The sequence below is a fragment of the Microcoleus sp. BM001215392 genome (genome assembly GCF_036700185.1).
Classification (GTDB): domain Bacteria; phylum Cyanobacteriota; class Cyanobacteriia; order Cyanobacteriales; family Microcoleaceae; genus Microcoleus.
In genome coordinates this window covers 17,195-25,069 of record NZ_JAUBOJ010000038.1, presented here as the reverse complement: position 1 = coordinate 25,069, position 7,875 = coordinate 17,195, and the positions used below count along the sequence as shown (strand labels likewise).

Sequence of the window (7,875 nt, the reverse complement as noted above, 5' to 3'; positions counted from 1 at the left end):
AGCCAACAGCCAACAGCCAACAACCAACAACCAACAGCCAACAGCCAACAGCCAATAGCCAATAACCAACAACTCAAAGCCCAAGAACTAACAACTAACAACTAACAACTAACAACTCAAAACCAACAACTAACAACTAACTAACAACATCTCAACTTAAAGCCCAACTATCAACTATCAACTATCAACTGTCAACTGTCAACTGTCAACTGTCAACTGTCAACTATCAAAGTAGGAGTTTTGAAATGGAAACTAATGATTTAGGCTCGAACAGCAAAATTGCAGAGGCAACGCACAAACTAGAAATTAAACTCATAGCAGGCGGTTTAATTTTAGGATTATTGGTAGCAGTGCCTCTGGTTTATGCGCCACAGGTTCAAGCCGCTTCAGGTGCTACGAGCAATCCCTTAGAGTTAGTTTTGCAACAGTTCAGCCAGCAAGTAGAATCCTTGCGTTCTTATGTAGAAAAAACGCTGATGGTCAAACTGCAAGATATGTCCAAAAATTTGGGCAACGATTTGCAGTCAGCCGTGAGTCAAGCTATGGGTGACTTGGGACTTCCCGACCCCGCAAAAAGCCGTGACGCAGTGGAAAAGAGTATCGGTGCGAAAGATTTGCAGGTAAACAAAGCAACAGAATTAGCTAACGAAATTGACAGGGAATCTGCGAGGGCGACAGCAGCCGGAACGCTATCAGAGGCCGGACAAAAGCAGCAAGTAGAACAAGCTGCTGCAACGCAAGATTCGGTTAAAAAAGTGCAGCAATTCAGCGAACAAGCTCAAGGGGACGTGGTTACTCAAGACGTGATGAAGCGTTTAGCCAGTCAAAACAACGAGATAGCCAACACCTTGGGTTCTGTTCGCGCAGATGCCTTGAAAGCTGAGCAGAGTCGAGCTCAAAGTAACGTCCTCCTCTCTAATATATCGAAGGCTCAAGACAGTCAAATTCAGCTTCAAAAGACCGAGCAAGCAGCTCAGGGATTAGGCAATTTGGAAACTGCATCACAAGCAAAGCTTTTTTAGATTTACTGAAATAATTCAGGAATCTGTATTCAGAATTAGCGCATGAATTATTACAGAATATAGAATCTATATTCCATTCTGACTCCTAACTCCTGGATTCTGACTCCTTTTCATTGATTCATTTGTTTAACTGCCATGTTTTACTTCACTTTTTACTTCATCTTTTACTTTGCAACAGTAGGAGACGGCAATTTCGGTCAAGCTGTCACCGACATCACCAAGCAGGGAGAACAAGCCTCAAACCTAGTCAGTCAGTCGATGGACGGGCTGTGGAATGATGTTCTCGGAGGCGGTTTGTACGCGGCAATTTGCAAACTGGGGTTATTTTTTGCGATCGGCACTTTTGTTTTGTTCATGGTGAATTGGACAAAAGCTATGATGTACGATGAAAACATAGAAGCCTTCAGTGAGTTAATCTGGCCGATAATAGTCATCATATTTCTTAGCAATAGCGGCGCTAATTTGTCGAAAGGAACGATCGGCTTAAGAAATATAATTAACGAGGCCAACCGCTCTTTTTTAGAGTCAACCTCCGGCTCAATGGATTTACAAGCTGCTTACAGGCAAGCGATGATGTCTGTTGGCATGAATGATGCTTTGAGGGGACAGCTCCAGCAGTGTTCGCTGGAGCCGCCTGCCTTGCAAAAAACCTGCCTTGAAAAAGTGCAAAAACAAGCAGAAAGTATGCCGAAATCCCCTTCGGGTGGTGGCTTGAATCCAAATTTGATAAAAGGTGCAGTGGATGGCGCAGTAGCTCAACTGCAAACACAGTTAGTTTTGTTTGTCAAAGGTCTGCTTTTGGCTTTTGGTATGGCATTTCAATGGATAGTTGAGATTTCGATGTTACTGACAGGTCTGTTGGGCCCTTTAGCAATGGGTGGTTCGCTTTTACCAGTTGGGCAGAAAGCTATTTTTGCTTGGCTTACAGGTTTTTTTAGCATTGGAATGGTGAAGATTTGCTTCAATATTATTTCCGGTTTGACAGCCACTTTATTTATCAATTCAAAATCGGGGATGGATTTAGTATTTGCAATTTGCGTGGGGATTATTGCACCGGTGCTGTCATTAGTTTTGGCAGCAGGAGCGGGCATGGCAGTTTTTACAAGCCTGTCTACTTTGGGACAGACATTTATGTCTGGAGGGATGAGCTTTGCGGGTTCTGCCGCTGGGCGGATTGCCGGGTCGTTTTCTGCCGGTAAGTCAGCAGCTAGCAAAGCAACTGATTCAGTAGTTCAAAGTACCGATTGATACAATTTATGATGCGCTAGACCAGGTTGACCACGATGTAATTGATGAAGTTATGCTGACACGATTGATGATTAGGCAATTAATGCAATTTACTAAAATACGAGCGGTGTAATTTATGAAAATACGCTGGCTCCGATAGATGACTAGGCAATTGACGCAATTTACGAGAATGTAATTAACCCGATTCATCACATGAGCCAATTTACGAGAATGTAATTAATCCGATTCACCATACGAGCCAATTGACGACAATGTAATTGATTTAATTAGAGAAGATTCAATTCACGCAAATTCACAAAGGAAAATACTGTTATGAATACAGCCGAAAAGAATCAGGATTTAAAACAGAAAAAGAAGAAATTAGATTTTTTGGATAGAGCTCGCAGCCCCTCGCCGCGTGATTGGTTGGGAGTAGTTTCGACCGCATCATTTTGCTGTCAGCTAGCAGTTCTGTTTGCGATGTTTTTGCTTTACGGGTCAATGTCGCGATTGGCTTCTAAGCCCGTGCCAACTCTGGTACAACTCAGCGACGGATCTTCTTTTTCTGCGGCACCGATGGACGCGAAAGAGAGGTCAAGCCCAGCTATCAGTAGGTTTGTTTCTCAATCGCTTCACGCACTGCTGACTTGGGATGGCGCGCTGCCGGCGTATTCTCCTGAAGAACAAGTTAACCGCAAACCCGACCCCGGAATTGAGATCGCCAACGGAGGCAGGATTGCAACTGCTGCTTGGCAAGCGTGCTTTGTACTCTCTGAAGATTTTCGAGAACAGTTTCGTACTGCTCTCTCGAAAATGACTCCTCCAAGCATCTTTAACGGCAGCGTCAAGGTGATATTTATTCTTACCGATTTGAGCGAGCCGGTAAAAATTGATGAGGGCAAGTGGAAAGTGCGAGTAGTTTCTTATTTGAATGTCTTGAATACTTCCGACGCAATGTCTCAAGTCATCCCATTTAATAAAGAGGTATTCGTTCGTTCTGTAGAACCGCCCAATTATCCTTTAGAAGCCGACGGCATTGTTAAAGCCATACACTCAATTAGGGCTTCTGGTTTAGAGATTTATGCAATCAGAGATTTAGATTTGGAGAACTTGAAATGAAAATTTTTGAACTGGTGTAGGTAGTAAAACAGTTAGAACTGGAGATTTAAGATGAAAGAATCTGAAGGAAAATATGCAGTGTTACCCGGAGGGAAAACCGATTCCGAAGCGGATATTTGGAACGAAGAGGAACTTGCTAAAATCTTGAATTTTGATGGGGTTTCTTTTAAAAAAGATTTAGATCCCGGTTTGGAATACGGTAGCCCTACTGGTAGTTCTAGAGAAAGTGAGTCTTCGAGTGAACCCGAAGGTGAGGGAGAGACAGAAAATGAGCCAAAAAGTGAGGCAGAAGGTGAGGCAGAAGGTGAGGCAGAAGGTGAGTTCTTCGGAGCACTGTCGGGCGTTTCTGGCTCAGAAGGTGTTGCAGTAGCACCCCGCCGAAATTCAATGGCGGATATGTTTGAAGACCCCAGCAATGCTGCTACGAAGCCGACTTTAGCCAAAAATCCGTTTGCCAAAGTTTCCGTGGTAGGAGCAATGCTGGGCGTGGCTTTTTTGATAGCAGCGGTTTTTTTAAGCGGGATTATGGGAGAAAAGAAGCCCGAGACGGTCAAAGTGCAGGCAAGTCCTTCTCCCGAACCAAAACCCAAAGTAGAAGGTGGCGTAAAGCAGGATGTAGGCGATTACAAAACGCAGGCGGCTGTAGGTTCTCAGCAACAGAAACTGAGCGCGATCGAATCTGAAAGAAATTCCCGCGCACCGAAAACATCGAATTTGGCGGTTCCCAAGGATTCCTCGTCCGATTCAAACCTGAAGTCTCCTAGCGCACAGAAAACGCCAGCACCCACCGCGATCGACACTCCAGCTCCAACTGCTGCCTCTTTGCCGCCCGTTTCGGATTCAGTGCGGAGTCAAGCGGTAGTCCCAGACCCGCCGCCCGATCGGTCTTACCTTCCCCCGCCACCGGCGAGAGTGCTGGATGTTGAGAAACCAGTGCCGAGAATTCAACCGCCGCCAAGGGTGCAAAGTATTCCTGTCGTTCGGGAACAGCCACAAAGAATACAAATTCCGCCGCCGAGGCCTGCATCCCCTGTGCCACCGCCAGATCCGCATCGGCAGTGGGCCCAATTGGCAGCTTTGGGAAGTTTCGGACAGGGGTCTAAAAACGGGGCTTTGGAAGCTCCGACTCTTGCGAGTGCAAGCCCTCCTGTTTTAAATCCAGGGGCAGTTCGGAACGGGACTTTGGAAGCGGACGCCGGAGTAAGTGCAAGTCCTTCTGTTTTGAACCCAGGAGCAGTTCAGGAACAGCCCGTTCCCAGAGATGGAGTTACAAACTTTCGCTCTGCCGTTTCTGTTGCCGCTCAGGCTTCAAGTCCTGATGATTTGGGCGGCCGGGCAGTTCCACCTCCGACAGGTGAAACGGTTGCACCCGTAGACGCTCCGGGTCTGGTTGTTTTTGCGGGTCAGTCACTAGCCGGTACTCTTGCAGTCCCTGCTGTAGCATTTTCCGGCAACTCTGCGTCCCCGTCTGAGGGTGTGGGCGAGAGGTTTGCTGTTTCTTTAAAAATGCCCCTGATGGCGCAAGATGGCACGGTGGCGCTTCCTCAGAGCGCTCTCATAATTTTTCAAGTAGACCGCGTGCTTACCAACGGGTATGTGGAAGCTCATGCAGTGGCTGCCGTAGACGGTTTGGCAGAATACCGCTTGCCCCGCAATGCAGTTTCTGTCCGGGGGCGCTCGGGAGAACCACTGATGGCAACACGCCGCACCACAGGAGGTTCGGATCTATTTCGGATGGATATGACTGCGTTTGTTTTAGGTGCTGCCCAGCAAGTTGGGGAACGGCTCAATCAACCTACGAGCGAATCTTCTACACAAAGCGCGTTCGGATCGAGCTCCAGCGTGACGAGGGGAAGTCCCAATATTTTGGGGGCTGTGATGCAAGGTGGCGCAACCCCGGTGTTGCAGCAAATTCTACAGCGCAACCAGCAAGCGTCTGCTGAAATTCAATCTCGGCCACCTCTCTGGTATGTTCCAGCAAAAACCGAAGTGTTGATTTTTGTTAATTCCAGTTTTGAACTTGGGAGGTAAAAGTTGTGTTGAAGGTTCCGACAGTAGTTTGTGCGCTTTGTTTTTCGGTGCAGTCATCTGTGCTTGCAAATCCTGCGGTGTTGGCATCAGTTCCTGTATTGATTCCTTCGAGCAACACGGAATCAGTTCCTGCATTAGCTCCTTCCCGCAGCACGGAATCAGTTCCTGCATTAGCTCCTTCTAGTAATACGGAATCAGTTCCTGTATTGATTCCTTTTAGCAGCAACACGGAATCAGTTCCTGCATTAGCTCCTTCTAGTAATACGGAATCAGTTCCTGTATTAGCTCCTTCCCGCGACACGGTATCGGTAGAGCGTGCGCTGGGAAAGTTGGGGGCTCCGTACCAGGTATTTTTGAGTCCCGGAATTGGAGTTAGCATCTCTGTCCCCGATGGGGAGTTCATAGAAAAAGTTTGGCTCGATGACCCTTCTGCAATAGTTGTTGATGCGAACGGTTGTTTGTCGGGTTTGCCGAGAATTGGTGAGTGCAAAGGCGAGGCGACAGCGTTACATCTGCGGGCGATCGAGCGTTTGAATTTTCCGGGCGTTCTGGTTTCACATTCTTCATTGCTCTCAGTAATGGCAGCAACTGGTGGCGGAAAGCGCAATATTTATTTGTTTGAAGTGATACCGTCGGCTCGCGCAAAGCAAACAGTTTTTTCCATTGCTATAGAGAATCCGCAGCCTGTTCCTGCGATCGCCCCGCAGGTAGAAGTACGTCCCACAGCGATCGCTGCTCAAGCTGTAGAAAGGGGAGCCGCGATCGCCACTTCGGTTTCGCTTTACCCCCAGAATTCACCTATTTGGAATAGAGTGCGAGATTTTGTGAGCCGTTTGAAGGGTGGTCAAAGTGTCAGGGCTGCTGCTGCCGCTTCAGGAGTTTCTTTGGAATTGCTGTACAAACTCCAAACTTTAGGAGTGTTATCCGGCTCAAATATTTAAAACTTTTTTGGGTAAAACAATGATTTTCTTGGGTAAAACAATGAACACTTTGAGAAAGGTAAATACAAGAGATAAAGCAATATTTGGGCATTTGAAAACTTTCATTTCTGGCTTGTGGATATGCCTATTTTTTAGTTTGAGTTTAGTAGTCATAGGCATCAGCGTAAAAGCTCAAATTTTGCCTGCTCCCCAACAGGCGAGTCTTGGAGTACCCACATTTCCTTGGAATGGAACTCAACTGCCGGAGTGGAACAAAATTACATTCGGTTCGATGCCCGCCCTCAAAGAAGCAGGTAGTTTGTCAGTAGATCGGAGTAGTGCTCAATCCCTAGGTTTCGATCCTTCTCGCTCGTTTCCGGCTGGCACAACTTTGGACAAAGTATTTAATTTGGGGGATTTTCAAGACAGTTTTAAAATTCAGACATTTAACCTAGAAAATATCTCCCAAATTGTCGGCACTAATTTAGACAGTTTGAAACTCTCAGATTTTGGCTTGTCTAGCTTGCAAAATTTGACTTCTTTGGTGAAAGCAGTTCCAAATTTAGCTAATTTCCCGATCGCTCAAGTAAAACCAGTCTTGGATTTGCTGAAGACGAGCCTGAATTTTCAGCAATTGCAGCAGTTTAACCCCCAACAAACTTTAGGCTCTTTTCTCAAAGAATCTCCTCATTTGGGGAGCCTGTCGATGTCGAGTTTGCCCCTGCAAAATTACCCTCTCAAATCAATTCCCAATTTAGAAAAAACGCCTTTGGGAACTCTCGATAAATGGCAAGCAGTCAAGATTAGCGATGTTCCGGGTCTTAAGGATGTACCCCTATCCAAGCTTCCCGGCGGTATTTCTCCCGTCGGTACATCAGTCGGCACCGTAGATATCGTGTTTGGTACCAAAGAACAAAACAGAGCTCGAACCATGTCCGGTTCAGATGTTGAGGGTTTTGGAGTTCCCTGTCAGCAAGAATGCGCTCATGTTGAATTTTCCGGCTCGGAATTGGTGCGCGGCCGGCAGTGGGTTTCCGGCAAATACCAGACTGTTAAAGGAGGGCGCGGGATTCTCGGCAAAGTCAACGGCGGCAAAGAGCCGACCGGTAGATTGCCATTCGGGCCTGCGTTCAAAGTAGCGGTGTGGGATGTTTCCGAGACTCAGGGCCGATTCACAACGGCGCTATTTTTGAGGTTTTGTTCCCGATCGGCATTTGTGGATTTGGGCTGTACGCCCTACTACCTTGGCCCGATTCCTTGGCTGGCTTACGAAGAGAAGTTCAGCGATGTGTTTTTGGGGTCTGTAGATGCAGTTTCTCCCAGTGTTGGAGGAGCCTCAACTCCCACTCATGCCGCGTCTCCTTCGACGCAAAAACGGGATGGCAGCAGCACCGGTACAGCTTCTGGCAACTCGGATACGTCGGTCGCAGGTGCATCCAAATCGGACACGTCGGTCGCAGGCACGTCCAAATCAGATACGTCCAAATCAGATACGTCCAGCTCAGATACATCCAGAGCATCCAATTCAGATACATCCAGAGCATCCAATTCAGATA

6 protein-coding genes and 1 pseudogene are annotated in these 7,875 nt (G+C 47.1%); 6 read left to right on the top strand and 1 reads right to left on the bottom strand.

The genetic code is table 11. From position 1 onward, the window contains the following. The first annotated feature begins 245 nt into the window (after positions 1-245). The 4 genes from QT974_RS07075 (at position 246) to QT974_RS07060 (ending at position 5,399) form a co-directional block, all read left to right on the top strand. Entirely contained in the window at positions 246-1,022 is a 777-nt protein-coding gene (locus QT974_RS07075) for a hypothetical protein (RefSeq protein ID WP_333467811.1), read from the top strand. 135 nt (positions 1,023-1,157) lie between these two features. After that, positions 1,158-2,270 carry a hypothetical protein gene (locus tag QT974_RS07070; protein ID WP_333467810.1) on the top strand — a complete coding sequence of 371 codons (1,113 nt, stop codon included), beginning with the start codon at positions 1,158-1,160 and terminating at the stop codon, positions 2,268-2,270. A gap of 312 nt (positions 2,271-2,582) precedes the next feature. After that, a complete protein-coding gene (locus QT974_RS07065) occupies positions 2,583-3,368 on the top strand; it encodes a hypothetical protein (protein ID WP_333467809.1) in 786 nt (261 codons plus the stop codon). Between the two features lie 51 nt (positions 3,369-3,419). Beyond that, positions 3,420-5,399 (top strand): hypothetical protein, encoded by a 1,980-nt coding sequence (locus tag QT974_RS07060; protein WP_333467808.1) that lies wholly within the window; start codon positions 3,420-3,422, stop codon positions 5,397-5,399. Here QT974_RS07060 and QT974_RS07055 read toward each other — a convergent pair. After that, positions 5,371-5,778 (bottom strand): hypothetical protein, encoded by a 408-nt coding sequence (locus tag QT974_RS07055; protein ID WP_333467807.1) that lies wholly within the window; start codon positions 5,776-5,778, stop codon positions 5,371-5,373. The genes QT974_RS07060 and QT974_RS07055 overlap by 29 nt on opposite strands. On the opposite strand from QT974_RS07055, the gene QT974_RS07050 reads away from it, so the two are divergent. Further along, positions 5,753-6,340, top strand: a complete 588-nt coding sequence (locus QT974_RS07050; protein ID WP_333467806.1) for a hypothetical protein — start codon at positions 5,753-5,755, stop codon at positions 6,338-6,340. The two genes, QT974_RS07055 and QT974_RS07050, sit on opposite strands and share 26 nt — an antisense overlap. 40 nt (positions 6,341-6,380) lie before the next feature. After that, positions 6,381-7,875, top strand: a pseudogene (locus QT974_RS07045) (hypothetical protein); the annotation flags it as partial.